This window comes from bacterium, assembly GCA_035295165.1.
Lineage (GTDB): Bacteria > Sysuimicrobiota > Sysuimicrobiia > Sysuimicrobiales > Segetimicrobiaceae > JAJPIA01.
The window spans coordinates 67,058-81,656 of the sequence record DATGJN010000049.1 but is presented as its reverse complement, the minus strand read 5'-3'; the positions used below and the strand labels follow the sequence as shown (position 1 = coordinate 81,656).

Genomic DNA, 14,599 nt, shown 5'->3' with positions numbered 1-14,599 from the left:
GCAGGTAACCTGCTACCGCGTGCGCTCGTCCACGACCCGCCGGAGCTTTCCGCCTTCGCTGCGCGGCAGCGTGCCCGGCGGCGCGAGGGTCACCTCGATCGCGATGCCGACGACCCCGCGAAGCTGCCTGGCGATGCGATCGCGAAGCCCCTCGGCCGCGGGGGTGCCCGACCCGAGCGGACCCGACGCGCCGGGCCGCGCCGGCGAGACCTCGATCCGGGCCTCCAGCGCGTCGAGCGTGCGCGGCCGCGTCACGACGAGCTGGTAGTGGGGCGACAGCTCGTCGAACTGCACGAGCACCGACTCCACCTGCGACGGGAACACGTTGACGCCGCGGATGATCAGCATGTCATCGGTGCGGCCGATCACGAGCGACATCCGCACGTGCGTCCGGCCGCAGACACACGGCGTGGGGTCGAGCGACGCGATGTCCCCCGTCCGGTACCGGATCACCGGCAGCGCTTCCTTGGTCAGCGTCGTGAACACCAACTCCCCGGGCTGGCCGGCGGGCACCGGCTCCCCGGAACCGGGGTCGACCGCCTCGACGAGAAAATGATCCTCGAACACGTGCGACCCGTGTTGTGCCTCGACGCACTCGTTGCTCACACCCGGACCGATCACCTCGCTCAGGCCGTAGATGTTCACCGCCTTGAGTGGCAACCGCCGCTCGATCTGCCGGCGCATCTCGCCGGTCCACGGCTCCGCCCCGAGCACCGCGATCCGCAGCGACAGGGAGGCGGGATCGAGACCGCGCGCGGCCGCCGCCTCAGCGAGCGTCAGCATGTACGACGGCGTGCACGCGATCACCCGCGGGCAGAAGTCCTGAATCAAGAGCAGTTGACGCTCGGTGTTGCCGCCGGAGACCGGCACGACGGTGAGCCCCATCAGCTCCGCGCCGTAGTGCATGCCCAATCCGCCCGTGAACAGCCCGTATCCGTAGGCGTTGTGAAAGACGTCGCCGGGTCGGGCGCCGCTCGCCGCGAGCGAACGGGCGCACACCTCCGCCCACACGCCGAGGTCGCCGCGCGTGTACCCGACCACCGTCGGCTTGCCGGTGGTCCCCGACGACGCGTGCACACGCACGACCTGGTCCATTGGCACGGCGAACAGCCCGAACGGGTAGTGCTCGCGGAGGTCGGTCTTGCGCGTCATCGGTAGGCGGCGAACGTCGTCGACGTGCCGGATCTGCTCGGGGCGAACCCCGGCCCGGTCGAACGCCGCGCGATAGAACGGCACGCGATCGTACACGCGCCGCGCCACGTCGCGTAGCCGGGCGACCTGGAGCGCCGCCAAGTCCGCGCGGGGCATCGTCTCGGCGGCCACGTTCCAGATCATCGCGCGATCGTCACCACCGCGCACGTCCGATCGTCCCCCTCTCCCGGGGCCAGCCGGGGCGACATGGGCCTACCAGGGGTCGGAGTACCGCTCTTCCTTCCACGGATCGCCGTGCAGGTGGTAGCCGTTTCGCTCCCAGAATCCCGGCTGGTTCTGGCGAGTCAGCTCGATCCCGCGCACCCACTTCGCGCTCTTCCAGAAGTAGAGTTTCGGCACGACAAGGCGACAGGGACCACCGTGCTCGGCCGCAAGCTGGCGGCCGTCGTGCGTGAACGCGAACAGCGTATGGTCGTCGAGCAGGGCCTGGAGCGGGAGGTTGGTGGTGTATCCGCCGTACGCGTGCACGGTCACGAAACCGGCGCCGGCTCTCGGGGTGACGTGCCGCAACACCTCCCGGCACGCGACGCCTTCGAAGGTGTTGTCGAACCGCGACCACGCGGTGACGCAGTGGATGTCGCAGCGCACGAGGGCGCGCGGCAGCCGCGAAAACTCGTCCCACGTCCAGCGGACAGGCGTCTCGACCTCGCCGGTCACCTCAAAGATCCACGTCGCTTGGTCGACCCGGGGCATGCCGCCGTAGTGGAGCACCGGCCACTTCTCGGTCTTCGTCTGGCCGGGCGGAAGTTTCAGCCGCGTGGTGTCTGCCACCCTGGTCTCCCTCAGCTGCCTCGGAGGGGCTACGGGTGCGCGCGCGACTGTGCGATCGGCGTCGGCGCCACCGGCGGACGGCCGCCGAGAACCCGCACCGAATGTCCCACCGCCGCGAGCGTCTCGGGAAGCAGGTACGCCCCCTGCGCGTGCAGCGCCCCCTGCAGACTGTGCACGAGCTCCGGGGAGAGCGCCATCTGGCGGAACGAGGTGCGGTTGTCAATGGAGATCACCGCGGCCAGACCGGCGGCCTGGCCCTCCTCCATCGTCGTCGGCACGACGCGCGCCGAGCCGGCGGCCTCATAGGTCGCGGAGATCGACCGGCTGGCGACGAGCAGGTTGCCCAGGCCGTAGGGCACGAGGCACCTCAGCGGAATCGTGTAGACGTACCGCCTCGCCGCGAACGGGTTGAACTCGCCGGGCCGGTATGGATGCAGGTCGATCGGATAGCTTGCGACGCCGACCGCGTCCCAGAACACCCGGCTCGCCACGATGTCCTGCGCGGTCAGCGTGTACAGGCCGCGGATGTGCCGCGTCTCCCGCACGTAGAGGTAGTCTGCGGACCGGATCAGGAAGGCGTGGTCGAATCCGGGCGCCATCTCGCGAAGGTACTCGACCAGCGCCGGAAGCTCCAGACGCCCGCGGCGCATGCCGTCCGCCACGGACACGGGGTCGGTGCCGTCGACATCGAAGACTAGTAGGCCGTTGATCAGTACGGAATGGTTGCTCTGCGCGCCGATGTTGAGATCGTAGATGGCGACGCCGGGCTGCGTCGGATGATACTGCCGCATGATCGTGTCGTAGCCCCAGACGTTTCCGCGATACATCCCGGCGGTGCGAAGCATCGCATGACTCCGGCCGCTCACGTACGCCATGACCTGCCGCCAGTTCACGCCACCGAGTTCGAACACGAGCGTCGAGGACATCATCGTCCGGTCGATGCCCGAACTCTCGCGCCCGAGGGCGTAGGGCACGCCCGCCATCGCGGAGACGTCCGCGTCGTCCGTCGCGTCGATGATCCGCTTCGCGCAGACCGTCTCCTCTTGGTGCGTCAGGAGGTTCTGGACGATGATGCCCCTGATCCACGGTCCATCGACGATCGCGGCCACCGGGCGTGTCAGCGTTCGGAGCGTGATCAAGGGCTCCTTGCGGACCTCGTCGAGGAACACGCGCTTGGCCACGTCGATGTCGAATGTCATCCCTAACCGCTGGTAGATCTCCAGGAAGACGCCCTGGGCCAGCTGCTGCCCGTCGTGGCCGTAGTCCATATCGAGCATGTTCAGCATGGGGCCGGTCAAGTCGCCGCCCAGGTACGGACGTGCCTCGGTCATGAACACCGGCTCTCCCATGCGGGCCGCCGCGACGGCCGCCGCGACCCCCGCTGGTGTCCCGCCCGCGACGTACACCGGGACCGTGACGGAGCACTGGTAGGGGAACGAGGGCGGTGGAACGCTCGCCGCGCTCCACGCGCCTGGAACCACGAGGCACACTGCGCACAGCAACACACCCGCGATCACACGGAGGCGAAGGGACCCTGTCACGACCCGACCGACGCTTAGCACTCTGCGCGACATTATACCAGAAACACGGTCGGGAAAGGTCCTTTGTTCCAACAAAGTTCGCGCTGTTCGCGCTCCGGCCCGTTCGATCGGCGGTGTTTCGCGCGCATTCGGACAGGGCAGGCGCCCCACGGCTGGAACAGCCTGCCGCGGCGCGGGGAGCGCCGGCTACATACCGGGCGTGTGGGCGGGCTGAGGGGCCGCCGGCCGGACGAAGATCCGGCACAGAATCAGGCTGAACTCGTACAGCAGCGCCATCGGGATGAACACCAGGATCATGGTGACGGGGCTCCAGTCCGGGGTCCCCAACACGGCGATCCCGGCCGCGATCATGTACGCGATCCGCCACTCCTTGCGGAGGGTCCGGGGGCTGACGATCCCCAGCATCGCGAGGGACAGGATCAACAGCGGCGTCTCGAACGTCCCGCCGACGATCGCCAGAAAGAACAGGATGTAGGTGATGTACGCGTTCGCGGTGATCAGCACGTTGAACTGACTGCCCGCCTGCGAGATGAGCCAGTGCGTGCTGATGGGGAGGACGAAGACGTACGCGAACACGACGCCGCACGCGAACAGCACGCCGGCGAGAAGCGCGATGGGGACGACGCGGCGCCGTTCGTGGTCGGTGAGCGCGGGAGCAATGAACGCGAACATCTGATAGACGATCCACGGCATGCTTACCCCGATCCCGAACAGGAACGCGACCTTCATCTTCACGAGGAACGGCTCGAGCACCGTCAGGGTGGTGAGCTTGATCCCACCGAGCGGCCGGAGCAAGAGATGCAGCAGGACGTCCACGAAGACCAGTCCCACCCCGCTCCCGATGAGCAACCCGACAATGGCGTAGGTGAGCCGCTGCCGCAGCTCCTCCAAGTGCTCGATGAGGGTCATCTCTTTGTCGTGCGTCATCATCTCACTGCGCATCCTGCATGAGCTGGGAGACCGTCACTAACCGATAGCCTCTCCGCTGGAGCTCAACGATGATTGAAGGGAGCGCGCGCACCGTGTTCAGCGTCCCGTTGTGCAATAGGACGATACCGCCGGGCTCCGCGTGCGCCAACACGCGGTCCACGACTACCTTCGCCGGTGGCAGCGCCCAGTCCCCCGAGTTGTCCGTCCACATGGCGAGCCCCAAGCCCGCGCGGTGCGCGGCCGCCACCACCGCGTCGGTGTAGTCGCCGCCGGGCGGACGGAACCAGCGTGGCCATCGGGAGGCGGCGTGCTCGATGACGGCGCGTGTGACCTCGATCTCCTGAGCAACCGTCGCGTCGTCCACCGATGTCATGTTGGGATGATGAAACGTGTGATCGCCGATCTCGTCGCCGTCGGCGGCCATCTCTCTGAGGAGGTACGGGTACGCTTGCGCGTGCTCGCCGATCACGAAAAACGTCGCGTGCGCATCGTACCGGCGCAGGATCGCGAGCAGCAGCGGCGTCGCCACCGGGCTCGGGCCGTCGTCGAAGGTCAACGCAATCTCGCGGCGCAACGGGGTCCCGCGCCAGACGCGGCCCTGATTCTCGCCACCGAACAGGAGCCCCTGCAACCGCCGCTTCGTTTCGACGACGCTCGCAAACAGGCCGCCGTGGAAGGTCTCCGTCGATTCGGCCGTCCGGTCGCCGGGCAGCCGCGGGAGCCGGACCCGCTCGCCGGCCGGCAGGTGAGGATCGTGCGGCTCGGCCGCCGGCTCGACCAGGTCGCCCGCAAGCAGGACCGGACTGTACCAGATGTCGCCTGCCCGGGCGAGCGCCGCGCCGGGGTTCGGATCCGATCCGCCGTCGAGGAGGCGCGCGCGCGCGACCTGGGCGGTGAACGTCGCGTCGGTCCGGCGTCCGTCGAACCGGCCGGACCGGTGGAAGTAGCCGGTTAGCAGCACGCGCGTCACTCGCGGGTCGGCGCGGAGCGCCGTGGTGCTCAGGGCGTACGCGCTCGCCTGGACCTCGCGGACGGCGGCGCCGGCGCCGCCGGTCCAGTCCATGCCGTACACGAACCAGACCCAGGCCAAACGCGCCAGTCGGCCGTCGGAAAGCTTCGTGACCCCGTCGCTCGCGACCGTCACCTTCACCACGAACGGTGTCAGCCCGCGGGCGGCCAGCGCCCTCCACACCACCTTCTCCTCCGCGGCGATGCCCGATCCGATCACGTGGGTGTTGTTGGTGATGTAGGGCGACACGGGCACGGGCGGCACCGCCGACGGCTGTTGTGGGCCGGACGCCGCGGCCTCCGCGGGGAGCGGGGACAGGATGGCCGCGAGCCACGCGCGCGCCCGCGCGTCCCACTCCATCGGCGTGCGCAACGACCCAACGGACCGGAGCGACGCGCCGACGCGCACCATCTCCGGTGAGGGGAGATCCCCGACAAGCGTAAATGAGACGCCGCGGGCGTTCCAGTGCAGCACGTTGGCGACGCCGCGGGCGGCAATCATGCCGGAGACGCCGTCGACCTGCACCTGCTGCGCGTTCGGCGGCGCGCCCTGCGCACCCAGGCTCTCGAACAGCGTGAGCGTGGCCACGCCGTCCGTGAAGGCGAACACTGCGGTCGGCACCTCGTGGAGGGCGACGACGCGCGAGCCGACCAGTTTGTACCCGGCCGGGAGGTACGCCGGAAGTTGCGGCGTGAACCCGACGCGAGATGCGATCTGTTCGATCGCTAGCTTGGCGGGAGGCCGGCGTGTCTCGATCTGCGCGCCCGGCGGCGGGGTGACCTCGAACAATCCCGGGGGAAACGTCGGGTTGATCTGGATGTTGATGAACGCCGACGCCTGGTTGAGGGCGCCGCCCGGGCCGTACCGCTCAAATCTGAGAATGAGGCGCGTCCCCACGTCCACCCAGACTCTGAGACGCGGCCGACCCGGGAAGCGACTCTGGACGTCGATCACGCGCGCGGCCCGGCCCGCGACCTGCTCGACCCCGGCGAAACGCACGGTGTAGTTCTCCGCGATCTGCGGGAGAATCTGCTGCGTCAGCGCTTCTTCGTCGGTTCGGGCCGCCGGCGAGCGGATGATCCGGTTCGTCGCGCGGACGTATGTGGTCTGCGCACCGCCGTCGATCACCACGATCCGGGCCGGCTGATCCCCGACGGCGAGGTACTCGAGCCGCGTCCGGTCGGGCGCTTGATGATATACGCGGACCAGAACCGCCTGCACGCGACCGGCCCACACCGTCGACGTCCGCGTCCCCCGGTAACTCACCCGGCCGAGCGCGGTGGCGGCCGCGCGGAGCCAATCCAAGGCGGCCGCGTCGACTGCCGGCGGAGGCGCGGCGGGTTGGGGCCTCGCCGCAGGCGCGAGGGCGGCGCCGACGAGACTCCACCCCATCACGCCGATCGCCAGAACGGCGATCCGGCGGCGGGCCAGCGCGATCATGTTACGGACGAGGCGACTCCGGGGTGGAGGTATCCGAGGTCACGAACGTCGGTGCCGCCTCGTCTCCGAGCGGCCGGTCAACCGACAACACAAGGTACTCGCGAACGTACGCATCCGTATCGAGGGGCGTCTCCCGGGGCATGAGCCGATCGGCGATCCACGCGGTCGGCAGCCCCAGGATCAACAGCAGGGTCGCGCACGCAAGGGCGATGCGAAACGGCGGACGAACGGCAAACCACGCGAGCGCACCGCGGCGTGGCGCGCGTGCGGTTTCTCGCTGCAACCGCCAGTGCACCCGCTCCGTAAGGCCCTCCGGCATCGCAGGCTCCGGCAACCCGCGCAACATCTGTTGCAGCGTCTGTAGTTCACGGTAGGCGCGGCCGCAGCTCCCGCATACCTCAAGGTGTGCCTCGACCCGCTCGAGGTCGCCTGCGTTCAGCGCGCCGTCGAGATAGGCGGAGAGGCGATCGGTGACGTGCTCGTTCACTCCCGGCTCCTTCTCACCAGATGAGGCCGCAACGCGTGCCGGAGCATCTCCCGGCCCCGGTGCAAGCGCGACCGCACCGTGCCGACCGGACAGCCCACCGCGGCCGCGATCTCATCATACGATAGGCCCTCCACGTCCGCAAGCACGACGGCCGTCTTGAACTCCTCCGGCAGCCGGTCCAGCGCTGCCTGGATCGGCCCGTCCAAGTCGGCGACCTCGGTCAACTGCTGGGGATCGTCGCGTGTGTCGCCGATCAGCGTGACGAGCGCGTCGCCGCTTGGCCCGACCGGCGCATCCAGCGACGTCTCGGGGCGTCGTCCTCGGCGCCGTACCCGGTCGATGTGGGTACGGGTCATGATCCGGTAGACCCAGCGGTCGAAGTACGTCCCCGGTTGATACCGGTCGAACGCGCGGAACGCCTCCACGAGCGCTTCCTGGACCAGATCCTCGGCGTCGTCGGCGTTGCCCGCGAGACGGTACGCGACGCGGTGAATACTCCGCAGGTGGCGATGCAGCAGCTCCTCGAACGCGGCGAGACGGTGGGTACCGCTTCGGTCGGCCGATCCGAACGTCACCCCGGTTCTCCCCGCGAGCCCGTCCAGCGCGAATACCGCGTCACCCATCTCCCGCCCCCTCGGTGCCGCCTTCGCATTATAGCGTCGTCGGGGGGCGGAAAGTTCCCCGTGCGCGCGAGATCAGCGGGTCGGCACCCCTCCGCCGAGGAGCGCCTCGCGAAACGCCTGGACGCACGTCGATGGGGTGATCCCCACGATGAGGTCCCCCGCTTCGAACACGGTGTCGCCGGAGATCACCTCCGCGGCTTCCCCTCGCACCAAGATCGCGAGCGCGCAGTTCGGCGGCAACGAGAGGTCCCGGACGCGCCTGCGCAGGGCCGGCGCGCCAGCCGTCAACGCGACTTCGACCAGTTCGAGGTTGCCGCGGCGGAGGGCGCTCAACGGGATGACGTCGGCGACCTCGACTTCCTGTTCGATCAGGCTGTAGATCAGCTTGGTGGAACTGACCGTTTCGTCGATCCCGAGCAGCTGGAACGTCACCTCGTTCTTGGGATTGTTGATGCGGGCGATCACGCGCTGCACTTGGAACTTCCGTTTCGCCATCTGGCAGATCACGAGGTTGTCTTCGTCGTCGCCCGTGACCGCGGCGACAAGATCGGCCCGCGCGGCGCCCGCCTGTTCGAGGGTGGTCACCTCGCACCCGTCCCCGAGGATGACGCTGTCCCCGAACGTCTCCTGCAGCAGGTCGTACCGCTGACGCGATTTCTCGATCAGGGTCACCTCCTGCCCCGCGGCGTGCAACGCCTTGGTCAGGTAGTACCCGACTTTCCCGCCCCCGGCGACGATCACGTACATCTGGTTACCGGCTCCTTTCCGGCACGGCGCCCGACGACCCCCGCGGCCACGCGCTGGGCGTGCCGCGGACCGCCTGGTAGTCCTCCACGCTACGGTACGGAACGCCGACCAGATAGTCCCGGCACATCCCCGCCCCCAGCAGCGTCGGGCTGATCGTGTCGATGCCGAGCTCGCGGTACGCCTCGGCCCGCAGCGGATCGTAGATCCGCGCGATGACCCGGGGCACCTTGAATCGCACCTTGACGATCTGCGCAGACATGATGTTGGTGTTGTCCCCGTTCGTGGTGGCGGCAAATCCCCCCGCCCGCTCGATTCCGGCCTTGCGCAGCACGTCCTCGTCGATCCCGATCCCGAGGATCATCTTGCCCTTGAACCCTCGGGCAAGCCGTCGGAACGACTCCCGATTCCGGTCGATGACCGCCACCGAATGCCCCTCGGACTCGAGGGCCATCGCCAGCGTTGCGCCGACCCGTCCGCACCCGAGGACAACTACGTGCATCGTCATACGCCCCCTTTGGCTATATGCCCCCGTGTCCCGTTACACCGGACGCAGAGGCGCTTCCTGCCCCTTCCCCGCTTCCCCCGCCGGCGCTCCGTCGGGTGGAGCCGCGGTCGCCCCGATGCTGGTCTCCGCGAGCCGATCGATGATCACCTCACACGGCGCTTGGCGGAGCAGCGACTCGGCCGCGCGCGCCGTCGAGCCCTCGAGCAGCCCGGCGCCCGGCGAGATCCCCATCACGATGAGATCGACGTCGTTGTCCCGCGCGGTCCGCGCGATGCCTTCGCCGGCGTCCCGTGCGCGGACGATCTCTCCTTCGACCTTGAGATCGTGCATCTCCACGATCTGCTTCGCCCGCTCGAGGCTCACGGTCGCCTGTTGCTCCACGTCCGGCAGCGGGACGCCGAGCGAGAGTGTGCGGGGCACCTCGACGATGTAGCTCAGGCGGATCGACGCCTTCTGAAACTGGCCGAGCCGGCTCGCGACTTCCACCGCACGCTCCGAGTAGTACGCCTCGAGAATCGGCACGAGGATCGTGCGCACCGCCCCGACCGAATGGACCGCGCGCGCCACCTCCGGCGAGACCGGACGGGGAACCCGAAGCATCCATAGCAACAGCGCCGCCAGCGCGGCGGCGAACCCAGCCGCGAGGACGGTACCGACGGCGCTCACCTGCAATGCCGCGTTCACGTCGCCCTCCGTCCGCGCCGCAGGTACGCGACGACGAACGAGAGCCGGTAGACGCCGAGCCCCGCGAAACAACCTCCCACGAGGATCGCGGTGAGGTGAACGCCGAGCGGCAGAGTGCGCGCCAGGATCACGATGCCGAGCGCGACCATGAGGACGCTGGACACCGTCCGGTAGCCGTCGGTCCAGGTGAACCGCGGCGCCTCACGCATGGGGCTGCGCCCTCGTGAGCCGGCGGTCGCGCTGGGCCAACGCAATGTCGTACTGCTCGAGCAAGTCGTGCTCCTCGGCGTCCTTGAGAATGGCGCGCTGCTGCTCCTCCCAGTGGTGCTCGATGCTGCCGGTCACGGGCAGCCGCCGACGGCGTCGGTACAGCACGTAGTACGCCAAACACACCAGCACCCACGCCGGACCGGCCACCCGGCCGATCGCGTGCGTCAACACGACCTCGGTCAACGTGAACAGCACGCCGACGAGACCGAGAAACCCGACGATCGGGATCATGACCGTCGTCCCGCCGCGCTGCCACGGGATGTTCACCGGGACGCGGTACGGCCGGGGCGTGTACGGGTCGCGAAACCGAAGGGCGATCAGCGCGACGAACACGAGCGTGTACCCGAGCGTCGCCCCGAACGCGTACATGTTCGCGAGCGCGTTCACCGCGTTCGGCGTCAGGAACGCGAGCAGGGCTTCCAAGAGGCCGATCCCGGAGAAGATGATGATCGCGCGCACCGGCGTGCGATGCTTCGGGTGCACATCGCGCAGCCACGACGATGCGAGGTTGAGGCGGCTCATCGAGTACACCAGCCGGCTCGCCCCCATCACGCCGGCGTTCGCGGAGATCAGCAGGACGACCGCACCGAGGGTCGCGGCGAGCGGCCCGGCAAACGCGCCGACGATCGGCAACCGGCTGCCGAACAGCGCCACCGAGTCACCGACGTCCTTCGCGTAGGCCTGCCACGGCAGAATCCCGAGCGCCGTGATCGAGAAGAACACGGCGAACAGGAACACGCTGCCGATCAGCCCGATCGCGGTCCGGGGGATCACCGTCGCAGGCCGCCGCGTCTCCTGCGCCGCCTGGGAGATCGACTCCAATCCGACGTACGAGATGATCGCCAGCGACGACCCGTACATGAACTGTTTCAGCGTCGGGAACTGGTGCACCCACTGCTGCGCAAGAAGCTCCGGCCGCCACGCGAAGACCAGGCCAATGATGATCAGGCCCGCCTCGACGACGAGGCCGAACACCCCGAGCACCTCATTGAGCAGCGACGACTCGCGCACACCGATCACGTTCACCCACGCGAGCAATACGATCAGGATCGTCGTCTCGCCCGCCCACAGCGGATTGATGTTGACGAACGGACCCAGCGTCATCCTGAAGTCCCGGACCGCGGGGAGAAAGAAGTTCACGTAGCCGGCCGCGAACGTGGCGAACAGCGCGATGTCGATCGTGTAATCGAGCAGCAACGCCGCCCCAGCGACGAACCCCGGCAGGTCGCCGAGTCCCCGGCTCACGAAATACTGCCCCCCGCCCGCCATCGGGTACGCGGAGGTGAGCTCGGTGTACGCGAGCCCGATCATGACGTAGACGAGCCCGGCCGCGGCGAACGCGAGGGGCGCCGCGCCCATCGTTGCCGCGATCACGATCCCGAGCGCCGCGTAGATGTCCGCCCCGACGTCGGCGAAGCCCCACATGAACGAGCCCCACAGCGAGACATCGCGGCGCAGGTGCGGCTCCGGGGCGAGATGGATCTGGGCGGGCGGCGTCCCCGCCACGTCAGCCACGGGGGCTCCCCTGAAGGAGGGACGCGCAGGACGCGGGCCGGGACCCCAGCATCACGGTGCGGCCGCAGCGGCGGGCGGTGTGGGGCGTCGGTTGACCCGACTCATCGCCGCCTCGAGCCCGTCGCGGGCGACGGCGAGCGCCGCCTCGACCGCGCGGGAGACCGCCTCGTCGATCGACGGCCGTTCATCGGGGGCGAACCGCTCCAGGACGAACTCCGCGGGATCGATCCCGGCCGGGGGCCGGCCGATGCCGATCCGCAACCGGGGAAACGCGCCGGTCCCGATCTCGTCGATGATCGACCGGATGCCGTTGTGGCCCCCCGCGCTGTTTCCAGGACGCAGGCGCAGGTGCCCGAAGGGAAGATCGAGGTCGTCGTGTACGATCAGCAGGTCCGCAGGCCGCCGGCGACGGCGGTGGAGCAGATCGCGAACGGCCACGCCGCTCTCGTTCATGAACGTCTCCGGGATTGCGAGCGTGACCGTCGCGGTACCGATGCGCGTCCGGCCGGCCCGGGCCCACCCGTCGTCGTCCAGCCGCACGCCTAAGTCTGCGGCCAGCCGCTCGACGACATCGCGCCCAACGTTGTGACGCGTCCCGCGGTACCGCCGCCCCGGGTTGCCGAGGCCGACGATGAGGATCATCGCACAAGCGTGAAGGGCGCGGCACACGTCCACGCCCTTCCCAACCGACGTCGCATACACACGGCCACGCTACTTCGGCTGCGGCTACTCCTTCTTCTCGGCCTTGGCTGGCTTGGCCTCGGCTGCGGGGGCCGCCTCGCCCTCGGCCGCCGCGGCGCGCCCAACCAACTCCGGTTCGACCGCGGCCTCGCCCTCGGCCACCGCGGGCGCCTCCTCGACTTCCTCCTTGGGCGCCACGACGGCCACGAGGACCTCTTCGGGCGGGGTAAGCACCTCGATGCCCTCCGCCACCTGGATGTCACGGACATGGAGGGCGTCGCCCACACCCAGGCCGGCGACGCTGACCGCGAGCCGATCGGGGATCTGCGTCGGCAGACAGCGGACGGTGACCTCGCGCCGGTGGGCTTCCAGGATCCCGCCGCCCGAGGCCACACCCTCGGGAGTTCCGACAAACACGATCGGGACGTCGACCTCCAGCGCCTCGGTCATGCTGATCTGGTGAAGATCCACGTGCAGGACCTCGCGGCGAAGGTGATGGCGCTGGATCTCGGTGATCATCACGGTATCGGACAGCTCCTCGCCGTCGCGCGCGATCCGAAGATCGATCAGCACGTTCCGGCCGGTCGCGAGCGCACCCAACACATCTTTACGTGCCAGCGACAGCGGCAGCGGCTCACGCGTTCGCCCGTACAGGATCGCCGGAACAAATCCGTCCTGCCGAATCTTCTTGACCGCGTTCTTGCCAACCGCCGAGCGCGTCACCGCGCCGAGGCTGATCCGTTCCATACCTGAACCCTCCCGGTTCCTGCCCCCCGCTCCGGTGTGCCACGCCCGAACACACGATCGCACGCGCGGGAATCTCTACGACGGCCCATTATAACACCCCCGCGGGAAGCCGACAACGGGACATCAAGTCGCGGGCGACGCCGCCGCGCCGTCGACGCGGACGAATTCCACGGCGGCCTCGCGAAGCAGCTGCTCCGCGAGCGCGTCGGGATACGGTTCCTGGTAGACGATGCGGAGGATCCCGGAGTTGACGATCATCTTCGCGCACGTGAGACACGGCTGATGGGTGGAATAGATCGTGCCGCCGGCGATCCCCACACCGTGATACGCGGCCTGGATGATCGCATTTTGCTCCGCGTGCAGGCAGAGGCAGCTATCGAGCGCGGTCCCCGCCGCGGCGCCGGACCGGCACCGCTCGCACCCGCCGTCGCCGCAGTTCTTCATGCCGCGGGGCGTATCATTGTACCCGGTGCTCAGCACCATCCGATCCTTGACGATCACCGCGCCGACACGCCGGCGGACACACGTCGAGCGCGTCGCGGCGAGGCGCGCCAGACTCATGAAGTACTCGTCCCAGGAGGGCCGGGCCGTCATCTGCGAACCACTCGTCACCGCGTGCCGTAGAGTCGGTCCCCGGCGTCGCCGAGACCGGGAATGATGTACCCGTGATCGTTGAGGTGCTGGTCCACCGCGGCGGTGTAGATGTCCACGTCTGGGTGTGTGGCGTGGACGCGTTCGATGCCCTCGGGCGCCGCGATCAACACCATCAACCGGATGGTCCGCGCCCCTTGCTCGCGGAGCAGGCGGATCGATTCCACGGCCGATCCGCCGGTCGCCAGCATCGGATCCACCACCAGCACCTGCCGGGCGTCGATGTCCGCCGGCAGCTTGCAATAGTAGGTGTGGGGATCGAGCGTGGCGGGATCTCGATAGATCCCGATGTGCCCCACCCGGGCGGTCGGCATCAGCCGCAGTACGCCGGCCTCCATCGCGAGTCCCGCGCGCAAAATGGGAACCACCGCGATCTCCTGGCCGGCGACGGTCGCCCCTCGGGCCACGCCGACCGGGGTGCGCACCTCGACAGCGCGAAGCGGGAGGTCGTTCGTGGCCTCGAAGGCCATGAGCATCGCGATCTCCTCAACGAGCTCACGGAACTCTTTGTGGCCGGTACGCGCGTCTCGCAGGATGGTCAGCTTGTGTTGGATCAGCGGATGGTCGAACACCCGCACCTGGCCCATACGATCACCCCGCGCTCCGGACGGCGTCTCGCAGGGGATTCGCGTTGCGCCTCTTCACACCCTGTGGAGGAGGACGCCGATTCTGGTCCGTGGGGGGACCAACCCCACGGCAGATCGCGGACGGCGGACGTCCGGTCCTGCGTGCGGGAGGCGCGCTCTCTGCCCGAGCCGAGGGAGGCGCCGGCGGAACGCACGCTCA

At 68.9% G+C, this 14,599-nt stretch carries 16 protein-coding genes; all 16 read right to left on the bottom strand.

The genetic code is table 11. The features are described from left to right. Window positions 1-12: 12 nt before the first annotated feature. On the bottom strand, window positions 13-1,335 hold the full coding sequence (locus VKZ50_07600) for a phenylacetate--CoA ligase (protein HLJ59580.1): 1,323 nt from the start codon (window positions 1,333-1,335) through the stop codon (window positions 13-15). 69 nt (window positions 1,336-1,404) lie between these two features. Further along, window positions 1,405-1,983: a sulfite oxidase-like oxidoreductase gene (locus tag VKZ50_07595; protein HLJ59579.1), complete on the bottom strand. Its 579-nt coding sequence runs from the start codon at window positions 1,981-1,983 to the stop codon at window positions 1,405-1,407. 29 nt (window positions 1,984-2,012) lie between these two features. After that, complete coding sequence (locus VKZ50_07590; GenBank protein ID HLJ59578.1) at window positions 2,013-3,524, bottom strand: FAD-dependent oxidoreductase; 1,512 nt, start codon at window positions 3,522-3,524, stop codon at window positions 2,013-2,015. Window positions 3,525-3,710: 186 nt separating this feature from the next. Further along, the gene (gene tatC / locus VKZ50_07585) at window positions 3,711-4,454 is read right to left on the bottom strand and encodes a twin-arginine translocase subunit TatC (protein HLJ59577.1); all 744 of its coding nucleotides are present in this window, start codon (window positions 4,452-4,454) and stop codon (window positions 3,711-3,713) included. Between the two features lies 1 nt (window position 4,455). Continuing rightward, the gene (locus VKZ50_07580) at window positions 4,456-6,903 is read right to left on the bottom strand and encodes a polysaccharide deacetylase family protein (GenBank protein ID HLJ59576.1); all 2,448 of its coding nucleotides are present in this window, start codon (window positions 6,901-6,903) and stop codon (window positions 4,456-4,458) included. 1 nt (window position 6,904) lies between these two features. After that, the gene (locus tag VKZ50_07575) at window positions 6,905-7,390 is read right to left on the bottom strand and encodes a zf-HC2 domain-containing protein (GenBank protein HLJ59575.1); all 486 of its coding nucleotides are present in this window, start codon (window positions 7,388-7,390) and stop codon (window positions 6,905-6,907) included. Next, the gene (locus tag VKZ50_07570) at window positions 7,387-8,013 is read right to left on the bottom strand and encodes a sigma-70 family RNA polymerase sigma factor (protein ID HLJ59574.1); all 627 of its coding nucleotides are present in this window, start codon (window positions 8,011-8,013) and stop codon (window positions 7,387-7,389) included. The genes VKZ50_07575 and VKZ50_07570 overlap by 4 nt, the downstream gene beginning before the upstream one ends. Window positions 8,014-8,085: 72 nt before the next feature. Continuing rightward, window positions 8,086-8,760: a TrkA family potassium uptake protein gene (locus VKZ50_07565; GenBank protein ID HLJ59573.1), complete on the bottom strand. Its 675-nt coding sequence runs from the start codon at window positions 8,758-8,760 to the stop codon at window positions 8,086-8,088. Window positions 8,761-8,764: 4 nt separating this feature from the next. Further along, window positions 8,765-9,259 (bottom strand): TrkA family potassium uptake protein, encoded by a 495-nt coding sequence (locus VKZ50_07560; GenBank protein ID HLJ59572.1) that lies wholly within the window; start codon window positions 9,257-9,259, stop codon window positions 8,765-8,767. 39 nt (window positions 9,260-9,298) lie between these two features. Beyond that, on the bottom strand, window positions 9,299-9,949 hold the full coding sequence (locus VKZ50_07555; GenBank protein ID HLJ59571.1) for a universal stress protein: 651 nt from the start codon (window positions 9,947-9,949) through the stop codon (window positions 9,299-9,301). Next, window positions 9,946-10,158, bottom strand: coding sequence for a hypothetical protein (locus VKZ50_07550; protein ID HLJ59570.1), 213 nt, complete (start codon window positions 10,156-10,158; stop codon window positions 9,946-9,948). Before VKZ50_07550 ends, VKZ50_07555 begins: the two co-directional genes overlap by 4 nt. Continuing rightward, on the bottom strand, window positions 10,151-11,734 hold the full coding sequence (locus tag VKZ50_07545) for an APC family permease (GenBank protein HLJ59569.1): 1,584 nt from the start codon (window positions 11,732-11,734) through the stop codon (window positions 10,151-10,153). Before VKZ50_07545 ends, VKZ50_07550 begins: the two co-directional genes overlap by 8 nt. Window positions 11,735-11,785: 51 nt before the next feature. Next, window positions 11,786-12,436 carry an aminoacyl-tRNA hydrolase gene (gene pth, locus VKZ50_07540; GenBank protein HLJ59568.1) on the bottom strand — a complete coding sequence of 217 codons (651 nt, stop codon included), beginning with the start codon at window positions 12,434-12,436 and terminating at the stop codon, window positions 11,786-11,788. Window positions 12,437-12,460: 24 nt separating this feature from the next. Further along, window positions 12,461-13,162 (bottom strand): 50S ribosomal protein L25, encoded by a 702-nt coding sequence (locus VKZ50_07535; protein ID HLJ59567.1) that lies wholly within the window; start codon window positions 13,160-13,162, stop codon window positions 12,461-12,463. Window positions 13,163-13,285: 123 nt separating this feature from the next. Continuing rightward, the gene (locus VKZ50_07530; protein HLJ59566.1) at window positions 13,286-13,756 is read right to left on the bottom strand and encodes a cytidine/deoxycytidylate deaminase family protein; all 471 of its coding nucleotides are present in this window, start codon (window positions 13,754-13,756) and stop codon (window positions 13,286-13,288) included. 14 nt (window positions 13,757-13,770) lie between these two features. Then, window positions 13,771-14,400 carry a uracil phosphoribosyltransferase gene (gene upp, locus VKZ50_07525; GenBank protein HLJ59565.1) on the bottom strand — a complete coding sequence of 210 codons (630 nt, stop codon included), beginning with the start codon at window positions 14,398-14,400 and terminating at the stop codon, window positions 13,771-13,773. Window positions 14,401-14,599 lie beyond the last annotated feature (199 nt).